Source organism: Vreelandella aquamarina, assembly GCF_020075495.1.
In the GTDB taxonomy this organism is placed as follows: Bacteria; Pseudomonadota; Gammaproteobacteria; order Pseudomonadales; family Halomonadaceae; genus Vreelandella; species Vreelandella aquamarina_A.
Genome location: NZ_JABYQT010000005.1, coordinates 165543 through 188994 on the forward strand (window position 1 = coordinate 165543; position 23452 = coordinate 188994).

Sequence of the window (23452 nt, forward strand, 5' to 3'; positions counted from 1 at the left end):
CTGACGGCTAGAGACCTATCACGCAATCGACATCATGCGGTTTGCGCGATGATTTCCTTCCATTTTGCCGGCCCGGTCTCGTGTACCGACGTACCGAGACTATCAACGGCCACGGTAACCGGCATGTCTTCCACTTCGAACTCGTAAATGGCTTCCATTCCAAGGTCTTCAAAGCCGACCACGCGAGATTTCTTGATCGCCTGGGCAACCAGGTACGCCGAGCCACCTACAGCCATCAGATAGACTGCCTCGTTATCACGGATCGCTTCAATTGCCTGCTGACCACGCTCGGCCTTGCCGACCATACCCAGAAGGCCAGTCTCTTCGAGCATGGTACGGGTAAACTTGTCCATTCGGGTTGCCGTAGTAGGCCCTGCCGGCCCGACCACTTCATTGCCGATAGGATCTACCGGGCCGACGTAATAGATGAACCGCCCTTTCATATCTACCGGCAGTGGCTCGCCCTTGGCAATCATGTCGACCATGCGCTTGTGAGCCGCATCGCGACCGGTCAGCAGCTTGCCGTTGAGCAGCAGCGTGTCGCCGGGCTGCCAGGTTTTCACCTCTTCCGGGGTAATGCTGTCCAGATCGACACGCTTGACGTTTTCGCCAGTTTCGCGGGTAATTTCTGGCCAGTCTTCGAGCTTGGGTGGCGCAAGTGCCACGGGGCCTGAACCATCCAGCGTGAAATGCGCATGGCGGGTAGCCGCACAGTTGGGAATGATGGCTACCGGCTTGTTGGCCGCGTGAGTCGGATAGTCCTTGACCTTGATATCCAGCACCGTCGTCAGTCCACCCAAGCCCTGGGCGCCGATACCGCTCTGGTTGACCTTTTCAAAAAGCTCAAGGCGCAGCTCTTCAGCACGGTTACTTGCGCCACGGGCCTGCAGCTCCTGGATATCGATCGGATCCAGCAGTGCTTCCTTGGCAATTTCCATGGCCTTCTCGGCGGTACCGCCGATACCAATACCCAGCATACCCGGCGGGCACCAGCCTGCACCCATCTTGGGCAGTTGCTCCATGACCCAGTCGACGACGCTATCTGACGGGTTGAGCATGGCGAACTTGGATTTGGCTTCGCTACCACCGCCCTTGGCGGCCACGTGAATGTCCACCTTGTCACCAGGCACGAGCTTGTGATGAATGATGGCAGGAGTATTGTCCTTGGTGTTCTGCCTCTTGCCGTCCGGGTCGGCAAGTACAGAGGCGCGCAGTACGTTATCCGGCAACAGATAGGCGCGACGCACACCTTCGTTGACCATATCATCCAGGCTCATGTCCGCTTCCCAGGTCACGTTCATGCCCACATGAACGAATACGGTAACGATACCGGTATCCTGGCAGATGGGACGATGGCCAGTGGCGCACATTCTCGAATTGATCAGGATCTGCGCAATGGCATCTTTAGCGGCAGGATTCTGCTCGCGCTTGTAGGCAGCATCCATCGCGTCGATGAAGTCTTTGGGATGGTAGTAAGAGATATACTGCAGAGCATCGGCAACGCTTTGAATCACGTCGTCCTGGCGAATCACGGTCATGGAGTAACGGCTCCTTGGTTTGCGTCTTGTCTACGGCTTTTTTAACTGCATGATAATGGCCGTTTAAGCGTGCCCCGAGTATACCGTATTGGTAATAAAGCGGCAGCTTCTACTGCAGTGCCTGACCAGCAATCCCTCTCAAGCTACGATGATAAGCTAAACAAGATAACGGTATAAACCTTATCAAGACGCAGGCTGACACGTAGGGCACCAGTAAAGTCGCCGCGAACCGACGCTCATTCTCTCTATGATATCGCCGCAACGATGACAGCTCAGCCCAGCACGTTCGAAAACCGCAAAACGCCATTGGCGACGCGTCTCGCCAGTTGCTCTTGCCTGCTCGATCCAGGCTTCGGTATTGGTCACGCCCGCCAGCTTGTAGGCTTGACGAGTGATATCCACGATCAGCATCGCCAGGGTTTTCTGTTGATCTAGAGAAAGGTCGGCAGGCCGCTTGGCTGGGTGAAGCCTTGCAAAGAAAAGGATTTCCGAGCGTAAATAGTTACCCAGCCCGGCCACCAACCCCTGATCAAGCAGCAATGCTCCGAGGCTTCGCCGATAGAACGGCTTCAGGGTCAGGCGCACCAGCACATCGTCAGCGCTCACCTTTTCACTCAAGAGATCAGGACCCAGGCGAGCAAGAAAGGGATGCTGGCCAAGAGCTTGCTTATCCCATAGCGAAATGTCCGAGGCACTATAGAGACTGGCTACCCTGCCCTCGGACTCAAGGCGTACTCTGAGAGAGCGTTTGGTGTCTGGTGGCTGATCGGCGCGATGCAGCTTCCACACACCGTACAGCTGGTTATGCGAGTAGAGCACTTTCTGATTGGCAAACCTGATCAGCATTGCCTTGCCGCGGGTATCAACGCCCACTACCCGCTGCCCAATCAAGCTGTCGGCCTGGCTCGCCAGCTCGGGAAATGCAAACCAGGCATCTTCAACTACTCTACCGCCTATCTGTTTTTCGATGCGGTCCGCTGCTCGACGAATTTCGGGTCCTTCCGGCATGCGTTATCCTAGCGCCAGCTGTTTCTCTTTCATTTGATTGAGCTGGTCGCGCAGGCGCGCCGCTTCTTCAAACTCCAGGTTCTGCGCGGCTTCAAACATGGCATCTTCGAGTTTGCTGATGGCCGCCAGCAAGTCATGCTGTCCCATGTTGGCAATATCATAATCGCCAGCCCCTTCTGCCACCTTGCGTTCAGCTCCACGTTTACGATTGCTCTTCTTGCCGCCGGGTGCCTGTGCCGCTTCCAGAATATCAGCTACCGAGCGTGTGACGGTGGTCGGTGTAATGCCATGCTTCTCGTTGTGCGCCTGCTGCTTGGTACGCCGGCGCTCGGTCTCGTCGATTGCCTTGCGCATTGAATCGGTAATTCGGTCACCATACAAGATGGCTTTGCCGTGGGCATTGCGTGCGGCACGGCCAATGGTCTGGATGAGCGAACGCTCGGCGCGCAAGAAGCCCTCCTTGTCGGCGTCCAGAATGGCGACCAGTGATACCTCGGGAATATCCAGGCCCTCGCGCAGCAGGTTGATACCCACCAGAACGTCGAACTTGCCCAGTCGAAGGTCGCGAATGATTTCTACCCGTTCAACGGTATCGATATCCGAGTGCAGATAGCGCACGCGAATGCCGTGCTCATCAAAGTATTCGGTCAAATCCTCTGCCATGCGCTTGGTCAGGGTGGTCACCAGCACCCGCTCGCCCACGCTGATGCGCAGGCCTATTTCGGAGAGTAGATCATCTACCTGGGTGCTGGCCGGGCGTACCTCTATCTCAGGGTCCAGTAGGCCGGTGGGTCGCACTACCTGTTCGACCACCTGGCTTGCGTGTTCTGCCTCGTAAGGACCAGGAGTGGCCGAAACGAAGATGGTCTGCGGGCAGATGGACTCCCACTCCTCGAACTTCATGGGTCGGTTGTCGAGCGCCGAAGGCAAGCGGAAGCCATACTCCACAAGGGTTTCCTTGCGCGAGCGATCGCCCTTGTACATACCGCCTACCTGAGGAACACTGACGTGCGACTCATCGATGAACAGCAGCGCGTCATCCGGAAGATAGTCGAAGAACGTGGGTGGCGGCTCGCCGGGCGCTCGGCCGGAAAGATAGCGGGAGTAGTTCTCGATACCGTTACAGTAGCCGAGCTCCAGCATCATTTCGATGTCGTAGAGCGTGCGCTGTTCAAGGCGCTGCGCTTCCACCAGACGCTCGTGCTTGCGCATCCAGTCGAGTCGCTCTTTCAGCTCCCCCTTGATGGCATCGATGGCGCCCAGAATGGTCTCGCGGGGTGTGACATAGTGGGATTTCGGGTAGATGGTCATTCGCGGCACCTGGCTGCGGATGTCCCCCGTCAGTGGATCAAAGAGGCGGATCGAGTCGATTTCGTTATCGAACAGCTCCACACGCACTGCGTCCTCTTCAGAGTCCGCAGGAAAGATATCGATCACGTCACCGCGCACGCGATACGTACCACGACGAAAATCCATATCGTTTCGGGTGTACTGAAGCTCGGCCAGACGTCGCAGGAAAGCGCGCTGGTCGATCAATTCACCGCGGGTAAAGTGCAGGCGCATCTTCAAGTACTGGTCCGGATCACCCAGGCCGTAGATCGCCGAGACCGACACGACGATCAGGGCATCGCGTCGTTCGAGCAACGCTTTTGTGGCAGATAGGCGCATCTGCTCGATATGATCGTTGATCGAGGCATCCTTTTCGATAAACGTATCCGAAGAAGGTACGTAGGCCTCTGGCTGATAGTAGTCGTAGTAGGATACGAAGTACTCGACGGCGTTATCCGGGAAGAATGCCTTGAACTCGCCATAAAGCTGCGCAGCTAGCGTCTTGTTGGGGGCCATGACAATGGTGGGCCGTTGAAGCGTTTGCACCACGTTGGCCATGGTGAATGTCTTGCCCGACCCCGTGACTCCAAGCAGCGTCTGATGGGCAAGTCCTGATTCCAGGCCACTTACCAATCCCTTGATGGCGTTTGGCTGGTCGCCGGCGGGCTGAAATTTCGACTGTAACCGAAACTCTTTGCTCATCGTCGCTCCTGACTGAGAAATTGAACCCTGGAGAATCAAACCGCCTGGGTCGTGATATCGATGGTGGCCTGAGTCATGAGCCGCTGTATCGGGCAACGCAGGCTGATCTCTTCAAGCCTTGCACGTTGCTCAGGGTCGCTGATGCCATGCAGAGCAAGAACGACAGTGAGCTTGTAGGTTCCTTCGGCTTCTTCACTATCATCTCTGTGTATCGTTACCGTCACCGCCTCCAGAGGCCATTGTTTGCGCTTGGCATACATCTGTACGGTGATCGCCTTGCAGGCCCCCAGCGAAATATCGAAATAGTCGTGAGGATCAGGCGCACTACCCTCCCCACCCACTGCCTTGGGTACATCGACATAGAGCGCCTCGAGGCTATTGATCTCGACACGCTGACGAAATACATGGTTACGCTGGCTAATGACCGTAATAGGCGAATGCATCAGGACACGCTGACTCCCAGTTTGAGTTTCTCTACCGCAGCGATCAACGCTTCACGCTTGACGCGCCCGTCTACATCGGCACCATGACGGCCCACTTCGGCACTATCGACACCGTCCAGCATCATCAGTGCTGTGGTAATCTTGTTTACCTGATCGGCATTCTTTACGCCTTGAAACGTTAACGACTGCTGTGCCATTGCGAAATCTACTCCGTTGACCTTATGCAAAACTGATACAGAGAAAAGAGTCTAGCACGCCAAGAGCACCTTGCAATTCGCGCCTTGCGCCCACACGTTGAGAAGCGGCCTTTCTTGGCACACACTTTCATTGTCCCGACCAGGAGTTTATATGCCAACGGTTATCCCCTCTACCACGATTACCGGCATCCTGCGCCTTGGCCATCTGGCAGCGCTGGATGTAAAAGGGGCAGATGCAGAAAAATTCCTGCAGGGGCAAACCAGTGCCCAGGTAAGCCTGGCCAATGGCGAGTTCGCGCCGCTCACCTGTTTCTGTACACCCAAGGGGCGCATGCTGGCCAATGGGCAACTGCTGCGCGTGGATGATGACCATTTCAGGCTTATCCTGAGTGCATCCCTTGTGAACGGGCTTGCGACCCATCTCAAGAAATTCGCCGCCTTCTACAAGGCGGAACTGATTCACGATGCGAGCATGAATCTCATCGGCGCAAGTGATGGTGCCGGAACGCTGGCCACATCGCTCGAGCTTACGCTGCCCGAGCAGCCTTTCAAGCAGCATGGTAACGCTCAGGCGAGCGTCGTACGTCTGCCAGGGCCTATGCCGCGCTGGCTGTTCTGCGTACCCGCTTCCTTCGCTTTGCCCATCACTCAAGAGGCCGATGACACTCAGCAGGCAGCCTGGGCGCTCGAGGATATTCGCAGCGGGCTTGCCTGGCTCACCGATGTTCAGCAGGATCACTTCCTGCCCCAGATGCTCAACTGGGAAGCATTAGGGGGCATCAGCTTCAAGAAAGGCTGCTATACGGGCCAGGAAGTCGTCGCTCGGGCGCACTTTCGTGGCCAGGTCAAAAAACGCCTGGTGCGCGCCGAACTTGCCACAAGCCAGCTACCCGCGATTGGCGCCAGCCTGATGACCGAACAGGACAAGGCCATGGGAGAAGTGGTCGCGAGCGCGCAGCGCGACAGCGAGAGCGTTGAACTGCTCGCCGTCATGAATACCAAGGCAGTGGATGAAGGCACTCCACTCTATTGGCAGGGCAGCGAGGTGACGCTCTTGTCGCTACCCTACTCGATCGAGCGCGTTGACCCGGAACAGCAGGCGGCAAGCCTGAAAGTAGCGACATAAGCCGCTCTGACTGCAGGATGACCATGCAGTTTCAAGCTCAAACAGGCTTCCCGCCCACCGGCGGTGCTAGTGCTCGCGGGTTGGCTGGAAACGGATATCCGGCCAACGCTCCTGAGTCATCTGCAGATTGACACGGGTCGGAGCAATATAGGTAAGGTAGCCACCACCATCGATAGCCAGGTTGGTGCTGGCCTTGCGCTTGAACTCCTCAAGCATCTTGGCATCTTCGCAGTACACCCAGCGCGCGGTCTGCACATTCACGCCTTCGTAGATACAGTCGACCTTGTACTCCTCTTTCAGGCGGTGTGCCACCACGTCGAACTGCAGCGTGCCCACGGCCCCGAGAATCAGGTCATTGTTATCCATGGGCATGAAGACCTGAGTCGCGCCCTCTTCCGAGAGCTGCTGCAAGCCTTTCTGCAACGCTTTCATCTTCAGCGGATCCTTCAGGCGCACTCGCTTGAACAGTTCCGGGGCAAAGTGAGGAATGCCGGTAAAGCGCATGTCTTCACCTACGGTGAAGGTATCACCGATCTGAATCGTGCCGTGATTGTGTAGCCCGATGATATCGCCAGGCCAAGCTTCCTCGACATGAGAGCGGTCGGATGCCATGAAGGTCAACGCGTCGGCAATCTTGACGTCCTTGCCGATCCGGACGTGACGCATCTTCATGTTCTTTTCGTACTTGCCCGAACAAACACGCAGGAAGGCAATTCGGTCACGATGGTTTGGATCCATATTGGCCTGGATCTTGAACACGAAGCCGCTGAACCGCTCGTCGTGGGCGGTGACTTCACGCGCATCGGTTTCGCGCGGCTGAGGGGCCGGCGCATATTCGACAAAGCCATCGAGCATTTCACGTACGCCGAAGTTACCCATGGCGGTACCAAAATAGACCGGCGTCATTTCACCACGGCGATACGCCTCGAGATCGAACTCGTGTGAGGCGCCACGCACCAGCTCGACCTCCATGCGCAGCTCTTCGGCCTGCTCTTCGCCAAGCACGGCATCGACTTCGGGGTTGTCCAATCCTTCGATACGCTTGTCTTCCGGTATCCGGCTGCCCTGGCCTTGGGTATACAGGTGAATGACATCATTGTAGAGGTGATAGACCCCCTTGAAGTGACGCCCCATGCCAATGGGCCAGGTCATGGGTGAGCACTGTATGTTCAGCACCGTTTCGACTTCATCCATGACTTCGATAGGATCACGAATGTCGCGGTCCATCTTGTTGACGAACGTCAGGATCGGCGTTGTCCTCAAGCGACATACTTCCATCAGCTTGATGGTCCTGTCCTCAACACCCTTGGCACCATCAATTACCATGAGTGCAGAATCGACGGCCGTCAGCGTACGATAGGTATCTTCGGAAAAGTCTTCGTGCCCAGGCGTATCCAGCAGGTTGACGATTCGCCCACCGTAGGGAAACTGCATTACCGAGGTCGTGACCGAGATACCCCGCTCCTGCTCCATCTTCATCCAGTCCGAGGTCGCGTGGCGGTCATTACGCTTGCTCTTGACCGAGCCGGCCAGCTGAATGGCATTTCCAAACAGCAGCATCTTTTCAGTGATGGTGGTTTTACCCGCGTCGGGGTGAGAGATGATAGCGAAAGTACGGCGCAGATCGGCTTCGCGCGCTAGTTGAGCATCAGACATGGAGTTCTCTAGAGGTGGTGCCGGTTCAATAGGTATTGCCTGGAATAAAGGCATCAATGGTCGCCATGGTACCGCAACTAGGCCTTTGCAGCATACTTTCAACGGTTTGGTGGCTAAACTATGAACGTAAAAAAACGCCGAACATCTCGGCGTTTCAAGAAAAGCTCAGCGCCTTGGCGCAGTGAGGCATTACGCGTAAGTATTGATATGCGTACCCAGGCTACCTTCCTGAGCCAGACGCGGCTCAGCCCCCAGGTTCGCCGAGGCCAACACTTCGGTGACCTGTTGCGCCTGCATATCCAGCGCATCCCGGAAAAGCTGCATCTGAACCTGTTCAGCGGTTTGCGCCTGATTCAGGTAAAGCGCCGTACTGACCGTATTGCTGATGGAAACGTCCATGGCCCTATCCTTTGAGTGAACGATCTAACCAAGATAGCAAAGATGCCACCAGCGCACAAAAGCCTGGCACCCTTTTAAAAACGGTCCGCTCGGAAAGGTGTCATATCAACCTCGGTAGGCTTGCCTTCCATCATGTCGGCCAGCAACTGCCCAGTAGCCGGGCCCAGAGTAAACCCCTGATGGCCGTGACCAAAGGCAAGCCAGAGCCCGGGATGGCGAGGTGCAGCGCCAATGACCGGTTTCATGTCGGGCAGACAGGGACGAGCGCCCTTCCAGGCAGAAGCGTCTTGCCGGTCGCCAAGCGGAAAAAGCTTGCGGGCCACCTTTTCGGCCGCCTGTAGCTGCTGCTCATCTGCTGGTGACTCCATGCGGTCAAGCTCTGCACCCGTGGTCAGGCGCACGCCAGCATTCATCGGGGCCAGCAGATAGCCCACTTCGGCATCCATCAGCCAGTAGTGCAGCTTGGCCGGCGCCTGCGTTGCATAGTGCATATGATAGCCGCGCTTGACGAACGTCGGGAAATGATAACCCAGCCCTTTCATCCAATCGCCTGACCATGGTCCAAGCGCTACAACGACATCATCCGCCTCGAGAATTTTCGTATCGGTGACCACGCGCCAGCGCTCGCCTAACTGCTGGACCTTTTGAATATCCCCTTGGTGGAGCTCTCCGCCATCCTGGGTAAATGCCTTGGCATACGCCGCCACCAACGCCCCTGGGTCTGCAACTGTCCAGGGGTCGAGCCAATGAATCCCCCCGATAATATCCGAACTCAGGCCAGGTTCCTTGGCTTCGATGCCTGCACGATCCAGAACGGAAAACTGCACGCCATACAACTCACGCGCCTCTTCAGCCTCTTTTATGCGCTTTTCCAGACGCGCCTGCGTACGGTAGATTTCAAGCCAACCCGCTTTGCGCACCAGATGTTCGGCACCTGCGGCCTTGATCATGGGCTCGTGAGTTTTCAAGCATAGTTGAATCAGTGATGCCCACTCGGGAATGATCTTTTGATACAGGCGCGACGATGAATTGTGCCAGTAACTCAGCAGCGGCGATGCCGCATTCATCATCCCTGCCGCCCGATAGCGAATATCCACGCGCCGGTTGGGCAGCACGCTCAAGATGGTTTTCATATCACGCGGAAATGCATAGGGGCGTACGGCTTCGCGCTGGATGATGCCTGCATTGCCGAACGAGGTTTCCCGACCTGGCTGACGCCTATCGACCAGCGTGACCTGACGTCCGCGCTGCTGTAGATGCCAGGCAATACTGACCCCCACCATTCCTGCTCCCAACACCACCGTCTGTCGCGTCATTGCATGCCCCTGAACGTCTACGCTCGCACTCATCTACAACGAAAATTTACTTAACAAGTCATTGAAAAATATCACCAAACAGGGACTATTAACATAGTGCAAAAAACCTTTTTACACTTTCAGATCAGCAATATCTTCTACAATAAAATATTTAAAAGATGACTTTTCTGCTCAGATCGTTAACGGCATTAAAATCGCAGGTATAGCCCGACCTGCATACCATGAAGACATGGACGCCAAGCATGAAAACGATAAGAGTATAAAAGCGCCGCAACAGCGTAGACTTCAACGCAGCAAAGCAGCAAAAAGACAGATGAAAAGATGAAGAATAAACGCAAAATCCACCGTGCAAGGTGGTGAGGAAAACAACAAGAGGAAAAGGAAGAATCAGAAAAAGGTTAATGGGGTGGATGATGGGGATCGAACCCACGACCACCGGAGCCACAATCCGGGGCTCTACCACTGAGCTACATCCACCACAACCTAAAACCGGGTACTGCTGCGCCTATCAACTGGGGTGGATGATGGGGATCGAACCCACGACCACCGGAGCCACAATCCGGGGCTCTACCACTGAGCTACATCCACCATTGATAGTGCTGACTGACTTGATGATCCTGCCCGGATATGACCATTCTATGCTCGCTAATGGCACGCCCAGCAGGACTCGAACCCGCAACCTACGGCTTAGAAGGCCGTTGCTCTATCCGGTTGAGCTATGGGCGCACGTAAGGCATTCGAAATGATGCTGAATACCGATGAGCACTTGACCACAACCACGCTCGGAAAAGCAACTTGCTATCTTTCACGCTAAGTGTGGTCGGGATGGAGGGATTCGAACCCCCGACATCCTGCTCCCAAAGCAGGCGCGCTACCAGACTGCGCTACATCCCGATTTATCACTCTTGACGCTTACCGCGCTGCCCGTCTCAAGCGAGGCATATATTACTATTTTTAAATTGAAAGTCAACACTTAAAGCGATTGGTCATGCTGAAGCTTTGCCTGACCGCCCTGGCATGCGAAAATTGCCCGCCTTAGCAAACGCGCCTGCCTGCGGGCCTGCGCGCCAGCATTTCAACTTCCACAGGGATCTTTGTAAATGACCGCCCAACTTATCGATGGAAAAGCCATCGCTGCTCATGTCCGTCAACGCGTTGCCGAAAAGATAGTGGCACGCCAGCAAGCTGGCGCCCGCGCACCAGGACTAGCCGTTGTTGTGGTCGGACAAGACCCGGCGTCTCATGTATACGTCAATAACAAGCATCGCGCCTGTGAGCAGGCCGGCATTCGTTCTTTTCAGCACGCTCTGCCTGCCGATACCACTCAGCAAGCGCTTGAAGCCCTGGTCGACCAGCTCAACGAGGATGAAAGTGTAGACGGTATTCTTGTCCAGCTTCCTTTGCCTGGACATCTGGATGCGGGCCCTATCCTGGAGCGCATCGATCCAGGCAAGGATGTGGATGGCTTTCACCCCTACAACCTGGGCCGCCTTGCTCAGCGACTACCTGCCCTGCGCCCCTGCACGCCGAAGGGTGTCATGACCATGCTAGAGCAGAGCGGTCTCAACGTGCGTGGCCTGAATGCCACTATCGTGGGCGCGTCCAATATCGTGGGTCGCCCCATGTCGCTCGAGCTGATGCTGGCAGGCTGCACCACCACTGTATGCCACCGCTTTACCCGTGATCTGGAAGCGCACGTCAGTCGTGCCGACCTGGTAGTGGTAGCGGTAGGCAAACCGGGCGTCGTCAAGGGTGAATGGATCAAGGAAGGCGCCATCGTGATCGATGTCGGCATCAATCGTCAGGCGGATGGCTCGCTGATTGGCGATGTCGACTTCAAGGCAGCGGCTCAACGCGCCAGCCATATTACGCCGGTACCGGGCGGCGTCGGCCCGATGACGGTCGCTACGTTACTGGAAAACACGCTAGAAGCCGCTGAGCTGCATGACGCAAACGCCCAGGCAGGCTCTCGTTAACCTTTCATGTATCAAGGAGCCATTGCTATGAAGCGCATTGGAATCATCGGTGCCATGGCCCAGGAAGTCAGCATTCTGGTGAGCCAGCTGGAAAACGCCGAGCGTTACGAGCACGCAGGGTTTTTGTTCTACTCCGGCACACGCCATGGTGTCGAGGTCATCATTCTGCAGTCGGGCATCGGCAAGGTAAATGCCGCCGTGGGTACCGCCATCCTGCTGGAGCGTCACCAGCCTGAGGCGATCATCAACACAGGCTCCGCTGGCGGGTTTGCAACTGACCTCAAGATTGGCGATGTGATCATTTCAGACGAGGTGCGCCATCATGATGTGGACGCCATGGTATTTGGCTATGAAATTGGCCAGGTGCCGGGCATGCCGGCAGCCTACGTAGCGGATGCATCATTGAAAGAGCTTGCCCGCCAGGCGATCGATACCTTGGGCGAGGTCAGCGTACGTGAAGGATTGATCGCCACCGGCGACTCGTTCATCTCCGACCCCGAGCGCGTGGCCGCCACCCGTGCCCAGTTTCCGGCCATGCTGGCCGTTGAAATGGAAGCGGCCGCCATCGCACAGACCTGTCATCTTTACGGATGCCCGTTTGTGGTCATTCGCGCCTTGTCGGACATTCCAGGCAATGAGGATAACCACCTCTCTTTCGAGGAGTTTCTGGACGTAGCCGCGGCGCACTCATCGCGTATGGTGGACGAGATGCTTCATGCCCTCGGGCAGCGTTAGCCAGCTCTCTCGTTAAACACACAAACGGAGCCATCAGGCTCCGTTTGTCGTTATAGCGTCTGGCCCGAAGAAGGCTCGTTAGGAGGGGCAGATGGATAAAGGCTCAGGGCGCGGTCTTAACTTTAAGCCGCTCAGTCAGACTATCCAGAAATATCTCGGCCCTTTCACGCTCATAGCGGTAATAGGTCCACTGCCCTACACGCTGGGAAGAAACCAGGCCTGCACGGGAAAGCGTGGACAGGTAAAGAGAAATAGTGGGCTGGGAGAGTCCGGCCTTTTCGCGAATATGGCTGACGCAGATTCCACCCGGCGGCGCCAGCTCTTTTTGAGCCGGAAAATGGCGCTCGGGCTCTTTCAGCCAGGTCAGAATGTCGAGGCGCACCGGGTTCGCCAGGGCGCTTAAAACGGTATTGATATCCATGATCACGGCCAATGGTTGAAAGCCGAACCATTATACGCGGTTTCAGGCCAGGCTGCCGAGACAGCCTGGCAGCCATGCATTACCGTACCAGCGTATCAAGCGCCTTGGTGTCAAAATCCGACAGTTCGTCCAGGCGCCCCTCGTTTACCTTATTGGCCCATTGTGGGTCGGAAAGCAGCGCGCGACCAATGGCGATCAGATCAAAATCACCCCGCGAGCGCCACATGGCCAACTCTTCAACGTTGACACGGCTTTTTGAGGTCGGATCTTCGGTGCGTGTGAAGTGGCCGGTACGGAAAGTACGGTCCAGGCCTACGCTCCCAACGGCGATGACCGGTTTTCCGGTCAATTCGCGCGTCCAGGTGGCTAGCGTTTTATCGCTGCCTTCAAAACCAGGTTCCCACACGCGGCGTGTGCTGGCATGAAAGATATCCACCCCGTCCTCGGCCAGCGGTTTGAGAATTTGCCCCAAATCGTCGGGCGTTTCAGCAATGATGGCGGTGTAGTCAGATAGCTTCCATTGAGAGAAACGGAAAATAATGGGGAACTCCGGACCCACCGCTTCCCGCACTGCACGCACGATCATGCGCGGAAAACGCAGGCGATTTTCAAGGCTACCGCCGTAGGCATCCGTACGCTGGTTGCTCTCCTCCCACAGGAACTGGTCGATCAGGTAACCATGAGCGCCATGCAGCTCAATACCGTCAAAACCGATGCGCTGTGCATCACGTGCCGCGCGAGCAAAAGAAGCGACCACGTCCTGGATGTCCTCTTCGGTCATCGCTTCAACCACTTCGAGACCATCTTCCACGATCGACATGGGCCCAAAGCCAGGCACGCTCGCTTGCGGCTCGGTGCCTGGGCGACGCTCGCGTCCTACGTGCCACAGCTGGGGGACAATCTTGCCGCCGGCCGCGTGTACGCCCTCCACGACACGCTGCCAACCGGCCAGCGCTTCGTCACCGCAGAAGGCCGGCACGTTCGGGTAGCCGTTGGCGCCCGGGTGATCAATGTAGGTGCCTTCGGTAATGATTAGCCCAACACCTCCTTCAGCGCGACTTTTGTAATAGGCTGCCACCTCTTCACCGGGAACGCCGCCGGGTGACTGATTGCGCGTCATGGGCGCCATGACAATACGGTTGGGTAGCGTGACAGGTCCCATGGCGAATGTTTCAAACAGGGGAGCGGCAAGTGCTTTTGCAGAAACGGTCATACAATCTCCATTAATATATAGATATATCTCAATATATAAACACAAATTTGCTCACAGTTAAACCGTGTCACCGAAAGACGCTGGTCAAGCTTGAAAAGGCAGCTAGTAAAACGGAGCCTTCAGGCTCCGTTGTGAGGTGTGCCCATCAGGCCTTGATTGACCACTCCAGGGATTCACCAGCAAGTAGCGGAATGATGCTTTTGCCATTCGCGTAGGGGTAGCTGTCAGGCAACTGCCACGGCTTGCGTTCCAGTGTGATGCTGTCAGGGTTAGGCTCCAGGCCGTAGAAACGCGGCCCGTTAAGGCTTGCAAAAGCCTCGAGCCGGTCCAGCGCGCCCACTTCATCAAACGCGCGGGCATAAAGCTCAATGGCAGCAGGCGCCGTGTAGGCGCCGGCGCAGCCGCAGCTTGACTCCTTGTCGCCTTGGGCATGCGGAGCGCTGTCGGTTCCCAAAAAGAACTTGGCGCTGCCGCTAGTGGCCGCTTTCAATAGCGCCTGGCGATGCTGCTCGCGCTTGAGAATAGGCAGACAGTAGTAGTGCGGGCGAATACCCCCTACCAGCATCTTGTTGCGGTTGAACAGCAGGTGATGAGCGGTAATCGTGGCAGCAATGTTATCCGGCGCCTGGGCTACGAACTCCGCTGCCTGCTGGGTCGTGATGTGCTCGAATACTACTTTTAGCATAGGATGGCGCGCCAGCAGCGGCTTCATCACGCGCTCGATAAACACCGCCTCACGATCGAAAATATCGATATCGGCGGTAGTCACCTCGCCATGCACCAGCAGCGGCATACCCACCTTGGCGAGCATGGCAATAGTGTCATCGCAATGGGCAAGATCGGTTACGCCGGAATCCGAGTTGGTGGTCGCGCCGGCGGGATACAGCTTGACGGCCTTGATGACACCGCTGCGTGCCGCTCGTTCGATCTCATCGGGCGGCGTGGTGTCAGTGAGATAAAGCGTCATCAGTGGCTCAAAGGTGCTGCCTTCAGGAAGCGCCGCCAGAATACGTTCGCGGTACTCGAGCGCCTGAGCGGTGGTCGTTACCGGGGGCGTTAGATTGGGCATGATGATGGCGCGCCCCATCTGGGCGGCAGTATGACCGACAACGGCTTCCAGCGCTTCGCCATCGCGTAAATGAAGATGCCAATCATCGGGGCGGGTCAGGGTAATAACGTCCACGGCAAGTCCTAGACTGATGAAAGAGGGAAAATACCGCCACAGTATACGCGATACGGCTGTGGGAGAAATCCATGCCCGGGTGCCACAGCATGGGCCAAGTATCGTATTATGACGGCACTCTTAAAGGTTCAAGGTCCAACTGTTTATGCAAAACGTGCGACGCTATGCGGATATCATTGCCAGCATAGAGGGCTTGGTATGGCTCGGGCTTGCCTGGTCGATCTCCATCTCAGTACATCACGGCAGCACAGAGCCTACGCTTGCGGCGCTGTTTATCACAGCAGCGCTGGTGCTGTTCAGCTGGGCGCATCGCCCCATGCGCTACCTGCTGCGCCGCTATCATATTCGCAAGCGGCGCACCGACATGTGGATCCATATACTGGCACTGCCCCTGCTATTGGCCATGTTCTTTCACATCATGGTGGAAGCGACCCTGGGCAGTGCCTGGCTTCCGCCCAAGATGCTGCTGTTCAACCTGCTGGCCTCGGCCGGCTGGATGACCTATGTCATGACCCTGTTTATCAAGTTCGTCATCCACAGCATCAAGACTTCTCACAAATAGGTGGCCCATGCAGCCTGCCCTGCCGCTTCCGCTCTCCACGCCCAACCGCAACCTGGTACGCCTGACGATTGTTCGAGGAATCACGTGGACAGGCTTTCTGCTGGCAATCGTGGTGGGCGTGGAACTTCTAGCCTTCAACTTGCCTGTCACGGCGGTCGTCAGCGTCGTGATTGCCATGGGCGTGCTGAATATCATGACCTGGTGGCGCCTGGGTCGTCCACGGGCGGTCGAGCATATCGAGTACCTGCTGCATCTACTGGCGGATATTACCGGCTTGACCCTGCTGTTCTATTTTTCGGGGGGCTCGACCAACCCGTTCATCACTTATTACCTGGTGCCGGTCACCATTGCCGCCGCCACTCTGCCCTGGCGGCACGCCTGGGCATGCGCCGGGTGCGCCATGGCAGGCTATAGCTTTCTGATGTTCTACTACCATCCCATCCCCCAACTTGCCCATATCAACAGCGATGTCATGCTCAACCTGCATGTCCTGGGCATGTGGCTGAATTTTGGTCTTTCTGCCGGGCTGGTCACGTTCTTCATCTACAAAATGGCTCATGCACTGCGTAGCCGGGACAAGGCGCTGTCCAGAACCCGCGAGGCTGCGCTGCGCAACGAGCAGGTGCTGGCCGTAGCCACCCAAGCCGCCGGCACAGCCCACGAACTGGGCACGCCGCTGTCGACCATGGCAGTGCTCTTGAAAGAAATGCAGGCCGAGGCAGGCGATGATGGCACGCTGCAGCAGGACATCAAGCTGCTGCGCCAGCAGGTGGATATCTGCAAATCACGCCTTCAGCACCTGGTGACCAGCTCGGACCGACGGCGTATGGCGGAGCCGGAAATACTCGAGGCACACGAATGGCTGGCTGGGGTCGTCCAGCGCTGGCTGGTGCTGCGCCCGGACGTCAGCCACCAGCTGGATATCGCTGAAAAACGTGGGAAGCCGTGGCTTGCAGTAGATACCACGCTGGATCAGGCGCTGATGAACCTGCTCAATAACGCCGCCGACGCCAATCCCGAGCACATCGCGATTCGTCTGGATTGGCAAGAAGAGAGCGTGGTAATTGATATCCGCGATCATGGCCCGGGGATTGCCATGTCAATCGCAGACCAGCTGGGCGATACGTTCATATCTACCAAGAGCAAGGGGATGGGCATCGGGCTTTTCTTGACCCATGCCACGATCAACCGTTTTGGGGGTGGCGTTAGCCTGTATAATCACCCGGAAGGCGGCACCCTGACCGAAGTGACCCTGCCGCGTAGCTCGCCTCCCCACTGAAACGCGCCTGCGCGTTTTACGCCATAACGTTGAGGACATCATGTTAACGACCGACCAACGCCTGCTCATCATCGATGATGACGAGATGTTCTGTCATGTATTGAGTCGCGCGTTCACCCGCCGTGGCTTTGAAGTGATGACGGCTCACGATGCCGATCAGGCACTCGCCGTGGCGGCCCAGTTCCAGCCCACCATGGCCACGCTGGACCTCAAGCTGGAAAACAGTTCAGGCCTGAAACTGCTGCCTGACATGCTGGCCGCCGTGCCTCATTGCCGCATTGTGGTACTGACCGGTTACTCGAGTATCGCGACCGCCGTCGAGGCCATGAAGCTGGGCGCTGCCAACTACCTGTGCAAACCCGCAGATGCTGACGATATCATCGGCGCATTCGAACACCAGGAGGGCGATCCCAATATCGAGCTTGCCGATAACCCGCCCTCCATCAACCGTATTACCTGGGAACATATCCAGAAAGTGCTCCAGGAGCACGATGGCAACATCTCGGCAACGGCGCGCGCGCTTGGTATGCATCGGCGTACGCTGCAGCGCAAGCTGCAAAAACGCCCCGTAAAGCGCTGACTTTCCATTCAGGGGCATATTCGGCGGCAGCGTATCAGTGAGCGGTCCAGCCCAGGTCTATGTTCCAACTTGCCCCGGTCACCGCGCCTGCGGCATCGGAGGCCAGATAAGCGACCATCTGGGCTACTTCAACAGGTTCGATCAGGCGTTTGACGGCGGCGTTCTTGAGCATGATCTTTTCGATCACCTCCTGTTCGTCCATTCCGTTAAGCTTGGCCTGATCGGCAATCTGGTTATCCACCAGCGGCGTTTTCACATAGGCCGGGCAAATGGCATTCGCGGTAATTCCCTGATCACCACCTTCCAGCGCCGCTGTCTTGGTCAGCCCGATCAAGCCATGCTTGGCACTGACATAAGCAGCCTTGCCCGGTGATGCCACGTTGGCGTGAATAGAGGCGATATTGATGATGCGCCCCCAACCGCCCTTGCGCATATGGGGCCAGACAGCCTGGCTCAGCAGAAAAGGCGCCGTCAGCATGAGATCAATGATGTTGCGCCACTTCTGCTCGGGAAAGGTTTCGATGGTGGCCACGTGCTGAATACCGGCATTGTTGACCAGCACATCCACCCCACCGAATCGTGCTACCGCATCGTCAACGGCGTCATGACACGCCTGTGGGTCGGTCAGGTCTGCCTGAAAGAAGGCAGCACCGGCTGCCTCTGCCACCTCCTTGCCAGCTGCATTGAAATCGACCGCCAGGACCTGGTAACCCTGTTTGCAGAAATGCGCGACCACTGCCGCCCCTATGCCACTGCTGGCACCCGTAACCAGTGCCACTCGGGGGGTAGAACCTGTAGGTGACGTCATTCAGCTCTCCTTTGAAGTCAGCAAAATTGCTTGGCGAGAATCAGTCCCAGTATAGGAGCATGGGGGTCATGCTGCGTAATTCCTGGCTGGCGCGAAAGCGCCCGATAGACGCGATGCGCTGAGCCTATTGGCGAAATTCAGGTGGCTGCGTCACAATGTCAGGCGTGACTGACATGGGCGCCGTCAGATGGCGCGCCTTTCCTACCCAGGCCAGGAGCCTTTACATGTTTGTGGTTATCTTTGGCAGGATGTCCTGCCCGTATTGTGTCCGCGCCAAGCAGCTTGCCGAGCATCTGGAGTCGGCAGGTAAAATCGAGGGTTATCGTTATGTCGACATGCCGTCCGAAGGCGTCACCAAGGAAGACATCGCCAAAACGGCTGGCAAACCCATTCATACCGTGCCTCAAGTATTCGTCGATCAAGCCCACATTGGCGGTTTTACTGAATTTGATCAGTTTGTACGTGACAAACAGCTACTTGGCCGTTAAACGAAGCTGAGCGTTAAATCGCGCGTTGGTAGCCGTTGAACCTGTCCGCCCGCTGCTTGCCTATACTCCAGCCAATAACAATTTCATCTGACGCGCTTGTTCAGGCGGCGAGGCTCACACCATGCACCGTGATGAATTCGTACAGCAATTGTGGCTGGATTACGTTCATGCCCATCCGGATATAGGCGCCTTGAGACTTTGGCCGTTGTCATCAAGCGCCGAGTACCTGACCCTGGTAACGCTCAATTACGGGCCCTTTTCTGCTCATAACCTGATGGGGCAGCTTTCACACATGGGCTATCAATCGATCGCCCACTACGCCATGGCCGATAAGGGGCTGCTGATCTACCTGCTGGCCCCCAATGATGGCGGAAGCTGCCTGATACTTGCCGAATTGCAGCTTGGCACGCTGTGCAAAATGCCCCGCGATGCACTTGCCCACCTGGTCATGCAATCGCATCCCCAGGACTGCAAAGGGCACAATCTGCTATGTCGTGGCCGGCCATGGCCGATGCCGACCTGGACGCTTTATCTGCAGCTTCAACAGGCGCACCCGCTGGCAGCCTGGATAGCCGTGATGGGACCACGACTGCACCATGCCGGGTTCGACTGCACCGTGCTGGGCAACTGTCTGGGTACACTGGACGGCCAACTGGCAAAGATCGGCATGCCGGGCCTCAAGGAGGCTCACAATGGCGTCTTCTCTCTTTCCCCACTCGTCGAGCACTGCTTTTACCCTGCCATGCCACAACGTGTGGTCTTCAGCGACGGGGATGAACACCGCCTTTGCCTTGGCGGGCTGGCGCTTACTCAAAAACAGCTAGAGGCTGGCGAGGAGCGCATCGCTCAGATACTGCTCCCCTCCCATGCGCGGTGTGAAGTAGCCTGAAACAAAACGGCCCCGGAGGGCCGCGTCATGTTACGTCACTGGACAAACGTCATTTCAGGTACGTGATCTGGCACGACAAGCCTGCCTGCGGTCTTTTCGATGATTTCCTCGACGCTGACGCCCGGGGCGCGCTCCTTGAGCACAAAGGCCCCGTCCTTGATTTCCAGATAGGCAAGATCCGTCAATACCCGGCTGATACAGCCAGCACCGGTCAAGGGTAGCGTACATTTCTCGAGCAGCTTCGACTCCCCATGCTTGGAAGCGTGTGTCATGGTACAGATGATATTTTCTGCGCCCGCAACCAGGTCCATGGCGCCGCCCATCCCCTTGATCAGCTTGCCCGGCACCATCCAGGAAGCGATATTACCCTCCTGATCGACTTCGAAAGCGCCCAGCACCGTCAGATCCACATGGCCACCACGAATCATTGCAAAGGACTCGGCGGATGAAAAGATTGCGGCCCCCGGACGAGCGGTAACGGTCTGCTTGCCCGCGTTGATCATGTCGGCATCGAGTTCGTTTTCGGTAGGAAAACGGCCCATGCCGAGCAGTCCGTTTTCGGATTGAAGCATGACGTCCATTCCCTCGGGGATATAGTTGGCTACCAGAGTAGGAATTCCGATCCCGAGATTCACATAGAATCCATCTTCAAGTTCGCGTGCTACGCGCTGTGCCATCTGTTCACGTGTCAAAGCCATGGAGACTACCTCGTTATCAACATTGAGAAAGGTGAGCAAACTGTTCATCACGCCAGGTACTAGTTGCCATGAACCGTGCGCTTTTCGATACGCTTTTCAAAGGTGCCTTGAATGATACGGTCCACATAGATACCCGGCGTATGAATCTGGCTGGGCTCGAGCTCACCCGGCTCGACGATCTCCTCGACTTCGACAACGGTGACCCTGCCAGCCGTGGCAGCCAGCGGATTGAAGTTCTGGGCGGTATGGCGATATACCACGTTGCCATATCGGTCTGCCTTCCAGCCTTTCACGATGGCGAAGTCCCCTACGAGCGCCTCCTCCATGATGTAGTGGCGGCCGTTGAATTCGCGTACCTCCTTGCCTTCACCAATCGGCGTGCCATAGCCGGTGGCCGTATAGAACGCCGGAATGCCGGCACCACCGGCACGCATGCGTTCGGCCAGGGTCCCCTGGGGGGTCAATACGACTTCGATCTCGTCATTGAGCATCTGCTGTTCGAAAAGAGCATTTTCACCCACATAGGAGGCAAATATCTTGCTGATCTGGCGGTCTTCCAGCAGCACGCCCAGGCCAAAGCCATCCACTCCACAATTATTGGAGGCAACCGTCAGGTTCTTGACCCCGCGCCGCTTGATTTCCGCTATGAGATTTTCAGGAATTCCGCATAGTCCGAACCCGCCGGCCAGCACGGTCATTCCATCTTCAATACCTTCCATCGCTTCTTCATAGGAAGCAACACGCTTGTCGAATCCTGCCATGGTCGTACCTCGCCTTGTTATCGTTCAGTGATCGAGAACTTCTCTATAGCCCTGAATGGTTCTTCGCCTGTCCATCAGGTTAGTCTTCTTGTTGTTCCAGTGTATTAGTTTATGAAGATTCGAGGGCAGCTTGCTGGCGTTTCGCACGCTGGCGCATGCCCCATGATTCAGCAGTGCAAACGAACAAGGCATTAGCCTAACCGTCTCTATACCAGCGACGTCAAGACGGCTTTCGCTAGGCAATCCGGGTTCGATCCATTAGCATTTATTATTGTTGATCTTTTAAGGAAGAGGCATGGCTTTTTTCACGGGTACGGTCAGCGTCTTGCTGCTTACGCTCAACACATTGTTCTGGGGCGTTCCGCTGATCGCCTTGACCATCTTGAAGGTAATCATTCCGGTACAGCGTTACAGAGCATGGATTCTGAAAGCGCTTTGCGCCGTGGCACTGAACTGGATCGGTGTCAACCTATGGTGGATGAAGCGCTGGTTGAAGCCCCGGATAACGTTTTCTGTTCCGGACTCCTTGAGTCCCGATCAATGGTGGCTGGTCATCTCCAACCATCGCAGTTGGACAGATATATTCATCTTGCTGATGGCGGTACACCGCCGTGTTCCCATGCCGCGTTTCTTTCTCAAGCGCCAGCTGATCTGGATTCCGATTGTGGGCCTTGCCTTCTGGGCGCTCGAGTTTCCCTTCATGCGCCGCTTCAGCCGCGAGCAGATTGCAGCCAACCCCAAACTTGCCACCATTGATCGCCAATCGACCGAATTGATGTGTCGTCAGGCACGCCATGCACCCATCGCCATTTTCAACTTCGTTGAAGGCACCCGATTCACTCCTGCCAAGCGCGATGCGCAAAAAAGCCCTTACCGTCATCTTCTGCGTCCTAAGGCCGGTGGAGTTTCTCAAGTGCTTAGCCTGCTTGGCGATCAATTGAATGGTATTCTAGATGTGACGATCAGCTATGCTAATCCGTCGCCGACCTTTTGGGGATTTCTATGCGGCCAGGAAGCACCCGTCATGCTTCATGCGAGGCAGCTGGCCATTCCTCAGTGGATGTACGAATCCAACCACTCCGATGAAAAGCAGCACAAGGAACGCTTCCACGCATGGATCAATTCACTCTGGCAGGAAAAAGATACCCTGTTGGACAGCCAGACCGACCACGATTAGTCAATTGGCTCGGCGCGTGCCTGGTAGCCAGCCTGCTGGCGGGGTGCGCGGGGCCTTCGTCCACCCAGCGTGTCGATACCATACCTGCTGCCAGTACAAGTCAGCTCAACGGCAACTGGGTGGAAATTCAGCGAGGCGATACGCTTGGCAAACTGGCGAACCGGGCCAATGTTCCTCTCGAACGTCTGGAGCGTTTCAATCCAGGTGTGAATGCCACACGACTAGCCGTCGGTCAGCGCCTGCTGATCCCCACCCAGCAGGAGCGCGCGCCTTCGGGCGGCCCCTACCGCTACCAGATACGCGCCAGGGATACCTACTCGAGCATTGCCCGGCACTTTGGTACCACCAGCGGACGAATCCAGAGCGCCAACCCTGGCACGTCGCCTACGGCGCTTAAAATCGGACAGATCGTCAGCGTGCCGCTTTCAGGTAGCGCGCCGCGCCGCGCATCCTCCAGTAGCGGCGTATCTTCCTCGAGCAGTAGCGCCAGCAGCCGACCGGCGGCGCCTGCGCCTGCACCGTCAGCCCTGCCGGCCTCGGCGCGGCGTTGGCCCTGGCCGCTGGAGGATTATCGTATTGTGCGGCGTTTTGGTGCCGATGATAGAGGCACGCTGCAACCCATGCTCCTGGCTACCCAGGCAGGTGCCAAGGCGCAGGCGGTAGCGCCTGGCGAGGTGCGTTTTGCCAACGGCATGCGTCAGTTGGGCGAAGTGGTCATCGTGCATCATGCCGATAATCTTCAGTCCGTATATGCCCTTTGCGAGCGTACGCTGGTCTCGGTGGGCCAGCAGGTCAAAACCGGTGATGCCCTGTGCGATGTGGGCCAGAGCAGCGCCAGCCAGCGCTACGACCTGCTGTTTGATCTACGCCAGGGTGGCAAGCCTATCGATCCGCGCCAGGTGCTGCGCTAGCCAGGGGACAGGAATGTGCAAAAGCCCCTTTTCAGGGGCTTTTGCCAGTGCTTTCGT

Annotated in this window: 24 protein-coding genes and 4 tRNA genes; 10 read left to right on the forward strand and 18 right to left on the reverse strand. The window is 56.7% G+C overall.

All coding sequences use genetic code 11. The features are described from left to right. Positions 1 to 32: 32 nt before the first annotated feature. The 5 genes from HW452_RS10245 to HW452_RS10265 all read right to left on the reverse strand — a co-directional run bounded on the left by HW452_RS10245 (position 33) and on the right by HW452_RS10265 (position 5217). On the reverse strand, positions 33 to 1538 hold the full coding sequence (locus tag HW452_RS10245; RefSeq protein ID WP_224106010.1) for a fumarate hydratase: 1506 nt from the start codon (positions 1536 to 1538) through the stop codon (positions 33 to 35). A gap of 183 nt (positions 1539 to 1721) precedes the next feature. After that, the gene (nei, locus tag HW452_RS10250) at positions 1722 to 2546 is read right to left on the reverse strand and encodes an endonuclease VIII (RefSeq protein WP_224106011.1); all 825 of its coding nucleotides are present in this window, start codon (positions 2544 to 2546) and stop codon (positions 1722 to 1724) included. 3 nt (positions 2547 to 2549) lie between these two features. Beyond that, positions 2550 to 4577: an excinuclease ABC subunit UvrB gene (gene uvrB, locus HW452_RS10255; protein WP_224106012.1), complete on the reverse strand. Its 2028-nt coding sequence runs from the start codon at positions 4575 to 4577 to the stop codon at positions 2550 to 2552. A 35-nt stretch (positions 4578 to 4612) separates the two neighbouring features. Beyond that, complete coding sequence (locus tag HW452_RS10260; RefSeq protein ID WP_224106013.1) at positions 4613 to 5020, reverse strand: OsmC family protein; 408 nt, start codon at positions 5018 to 5020, stop codon at positions 4613 to 4615. Continuing rightward, positions 5020 to 5217, reverse strand: a complete 198-nt coding sequence (locus tag HW452_RS10265; protein WP_224106014.1) for a hypothetical protein — start codon at positions 5215 to 5217, stop codon at positions 5020 to 5022. The genes HW452_RS10260 and HW452_RS10265 overlap by 1 nt, the downstream gene beginning before the upstream one ends. Positions 5218 to 5368: 151 nt before the next feature. Here HW452_RS10265 and HW452_RS10270 point away from each other — a divergent pair, with 151 nt between their 5' ends. After that, positions 5369 to 6343, forward strand: coding sequence for a YgfZ/GcvT domain-containing protein (locus HW452_RS10270; protein WP_224106015.1), 975 nt, complete (start codon positions 5369 to 5371; stop codon positions 6341 to 6343). 66 nt (positions 6344 to 6409) lie between these two features. Here the strand turns inward: HW452_RS10270 and HW452_RS10275 are convergent, their stop codons facing one another. The 7 genes from HW452_RS10275 to HW452_RS10305 form a co-directional block, all read right to left on the reverse strand. Further along, complete coding sequence (locus HW452_RS10275) at positions 6410 to 7999, reverse strand: peptide chain release factor 3 (RefSeq protein ID WP_224106016.1); 1590 nt, start codon at positions 7997 to 7999, stop codon at positions 6410 to 6412. Positions 8000 to 8188: 189 nt separating this feature from the next. Next, the gene (locus HW452_RS10280; protein ID WP_224106017.1) at positions 8189 to 8398 is read right to left on the reverse strand and encodes a putative motility protein; all 210 of its coding nucleotides are present in this window, start codon (positions 8396 to 8398) and stop codon (positions 8189 to 8191) included. Positions 8399 to 8472: 74 nt separating this feature from the next. Continuing rightward, a complete protein-coding gene (locus HW452_RS10285; RefSeq protein WP_224106018.1) occupies positions 8473 to 9714 on the reverse strand; it encodes an NAD(P)/FAD-dependent oxidoreductase in 1242 nt (413 codons plus the stop codon). Positions 9715 to 10116: 402 nt separating this feature from the next. Beyond that, positions 10117 to 10191 (reverse strand) — tRNA-His (locus HW452_RS10290). Between the two features lie 36 nt (positions 10192 to 10227). After that, positions 10228 to 10302: transfer RNA gene (locus HW452_RS10295), tRNA-His, on the reverse strand. 61 nt (positions 10303 to 10363) lie between these two features. Next, positions 10364 to 10440: transfer RNA gene (locus tag HW452_RS10300), tRNA-Arg, on the reverse strand. A gap of 91 nt (positions 10441 to 10531) precedes the next feature. Then, a tRNA-Pro gene (locus HW452_RS10305) sits at positions 10532 to 10608 on the reverse strand. 206 nt (positions 10609 to 10814) lie between these two features. On the opposite strand from HW452_RS10305, the gene folD reads away from it, so the two are divergent. Both folD and mtnN read left to right on the forward strand, forming a co-directional pair. Then, positions 10815 to 11690 carry a bifunctional methylenetetrahydrofolate dehydrogenase/methenyltetrahydrofolate cyclohydrolase FolD gene (gene folD, locus HW452_RS10310; RefSeq protein WP_224106019.1) on the forward strand — a complete coding sequence of 292 codons (876 nt, stop codon included), beginning with the start codon at positions 10815 to 10817 and terminating at the stop codon, positions 11688 to 11690. A 27-nt stretch (positions 11691 to 11717) separates the two neighbouring features. Next, positions 11718 to 12425, forward strand: a complete 708-nt coding sequence (gene mtnN, locus HW452_RS10315; protein WP_224106020.1) for a 5'-methylthioadenosine/S-adenosylhomocysteine nucleosidase — start codon at positions 11718 to 11720, stop codon at positions 12423 to 12425. A gap of 103 nt (positions 12426 to 12528) precedes the next feature. Here mtnN and HW452_RS10320 read toward each other — a convergent pair whose 3' ends face one another. The 3 genes from HW452_RS10320 to pyrC all read right to left on the reverse strand — a co-directional run bounded on the left by HW452_RS10320 (position 12529) and on the right by pyrC (position 15242). Next, positions 12529 to 12846, reverse strand: coding sequence for an ArsR/SmtB family transcription factor (locus HW452_RS10320; RefSeq protein WP_224106021.1), 318 nt, complete (start codon positions 12844 to 12846; stop codon positions 12529 to 12531). A 79-nt stretch (positions 12847 to 12925) separates the two neighbouring features. Further along, positions 12926 to 14059: an NADH:flavin oxidoreductase gene (locus HW452_RS10325; RefSeq protein WP_224106022.1), complete on the reverse strand. Its 1134-nt coding sequence runs from the start codon at positions 14057 to 14059 to the stop codon at positions 12926 to 12928. Between the two features lie 145 nt (positions 14060 to 14204). Continuing rightward, a complete protein-coding gene (pyrC, locus tag HW452_RS10330; RefSeq protein WP_224106023.1) occupies positions 14205 to 15242 on the reverse strand; it encodes a dihydroorotase in 1038 nt (345 codons plus the stop codon). A gap of 145 nt (positions 15243 to 15387) precedes the next feature. Here pyrC and HW452_RS10335 point away from each other — a divergent pair, with 145 nt between their 5' ends. The 3 genes from HW452_RS10335 to HW452_RS10345 are packed head-to-tail and all read left to right on the forward strand — an operon-like array spanning position 15388 to position 17663. Beyond that, on the forward strand, positions 15388 to 15804 hold the full coding sequence (locus HW452_RS10335) for a hypothetical protein (protein ID WP_224106024.1): 417 nt from the start codon (positions 15388 to 15390) through the stop codon (positions 15802 to 15804). A 7-nt stretch (positions 15805 to 15811) separates the two neighbouring features. Next, on the forward strand, positions 15812 to 17083 hold the full coding sequence (locus tag HW452_RS10340) for an ATP-binding protein (protein ID WP_224106025.1): 1272 nt from the start codon (positions 15812 to 15814) through the stop codon (positions 17081 to 17083). Between the two features lie 40 nt (positions 17084 to 17123). Beyond that, positions 17124 to 17663, forward strand: a complete 540-nt coding sequence (locus HW452_RS10345) for a response regulator transcription factor (RefSeq protein WP_224106026.1) — start codon at positions 17124 to 17126, stop codon at positions 17661 to 17663. A gap of 34 nt (positions 17664 to 17697) precedes the next feature. Here HW452_RS10345 and HW452_RS10350 read toward each other — a convergent pair whose 3' ends face one another. Then, positions 17698 to 18471, reverse strand: coding sequence for a 3-hydroxybutyrate dehydrogenase (locus HW452_RS10350; RefSeq protein WP_224106027.1), 774 nt, complete (start codon positions 18469 to 18471; stop codon positions 17698 to 17700). A 224-nt stretch (positions 18472 to 18695) separates the two neighbouring features. Between HW452_RS10350 and HW452_RS10355 the strand changes: the two genes are divergently transcribed. Both HW452_RS10355 and HW452_RS10360 read left to right on the forward strand, forming a co-directional pair. Beyond that, the gene (locus tag HW452_RS10355; RefSeq protein ID WP_224106028.1) at positions 18696 to 18959 is read left to right on the forward strand and encodes a GrxA family glutaredoxin; all 264 of its coding nucleotides are present in this window, start codon (positions 18696 to 18698) and stop codon (positions 18957 to 18959) included. 121 nt (positions 18960 to 19080) lie between these two features. Continuing rightward, positions 19081 to 19848 (forward strand): DUF1338 domain-containing protein, encoded by a 768-nt coding sequence (locus HW452_RS10360; RefSeq protein WP_224106029.1) that lies wholly within the window; start codon positions 19081 to 19083, stop codon positions 19846 to 19848. Between the two features lie 35 nt (positions 19849 to 19883). On the opposite strand, the gene HW452_RS10365 is transcribed toward HW452_RS10360, so the two are convergent. Together HW452_RS10365 and HW452_RS10370 are read right to left on the reverse strand one after the other, a co-directional pair. Further along, the gene (locus HW452_RS10365) at positions 19884 to 20546 is read right to left on the reverse strand and encodes a CoA transferase subunit B (RefSeq protein WP_224106030.1); all 663 of its coding nucleotides are present in this window, start codon (positions 20544 to 20546) and stop codon (positions 19884 to 19886) included. A gap of 59 nt (positions 20547 to 20605) precedes the next feature. Continuing rightward, on the reverse strand, positions 20606 to 21307 hold the full coding sequence (locus HW452_RS10370; RefSeq protein ID WP_224106031.1) for a CoA transferase subunit A: 702 nt from the start codon (positions 21305 to 21307) through the stop codon (positions 20606 to 20608). Between the two features lie 295 nt (positions 21308 to 21602). On the opposite strand from HW452_RS10370, the gene HW452_RS10375 reads away from it, so the two are divergent. Together HW452_RS10375 and HW452_RS10380 are read left to right on the forward strand one after the other, a co-directional pair. Continuing rightward, positions 21603 to 22484 (forward strand): acyltransferase, encoded by an 882-nt coding sequence (locus tag HW452_RS10375; RefSeq protein WP_224106032.1) that lies wholly within the window; start codon positions 21603 to 21605, stop codon positions 22482 to 22484. A 119-nt stretch (positions 22485 to 22603) separates the two neighbouring features. After that, positions 22604 to 23395: a LysM peptidoglycan-binding domain-containing protein gene (locus HW452_RS10380; RefSeq protein WP_224106097.1), complete on the forward strand. Its 792-nt coding sequence runs from the start codon at positions 22604 to 22606 to the stop codon at positions 23393 to 23395. Positions 23396 to 23452 lie beyond the last annotated feature (57 nt).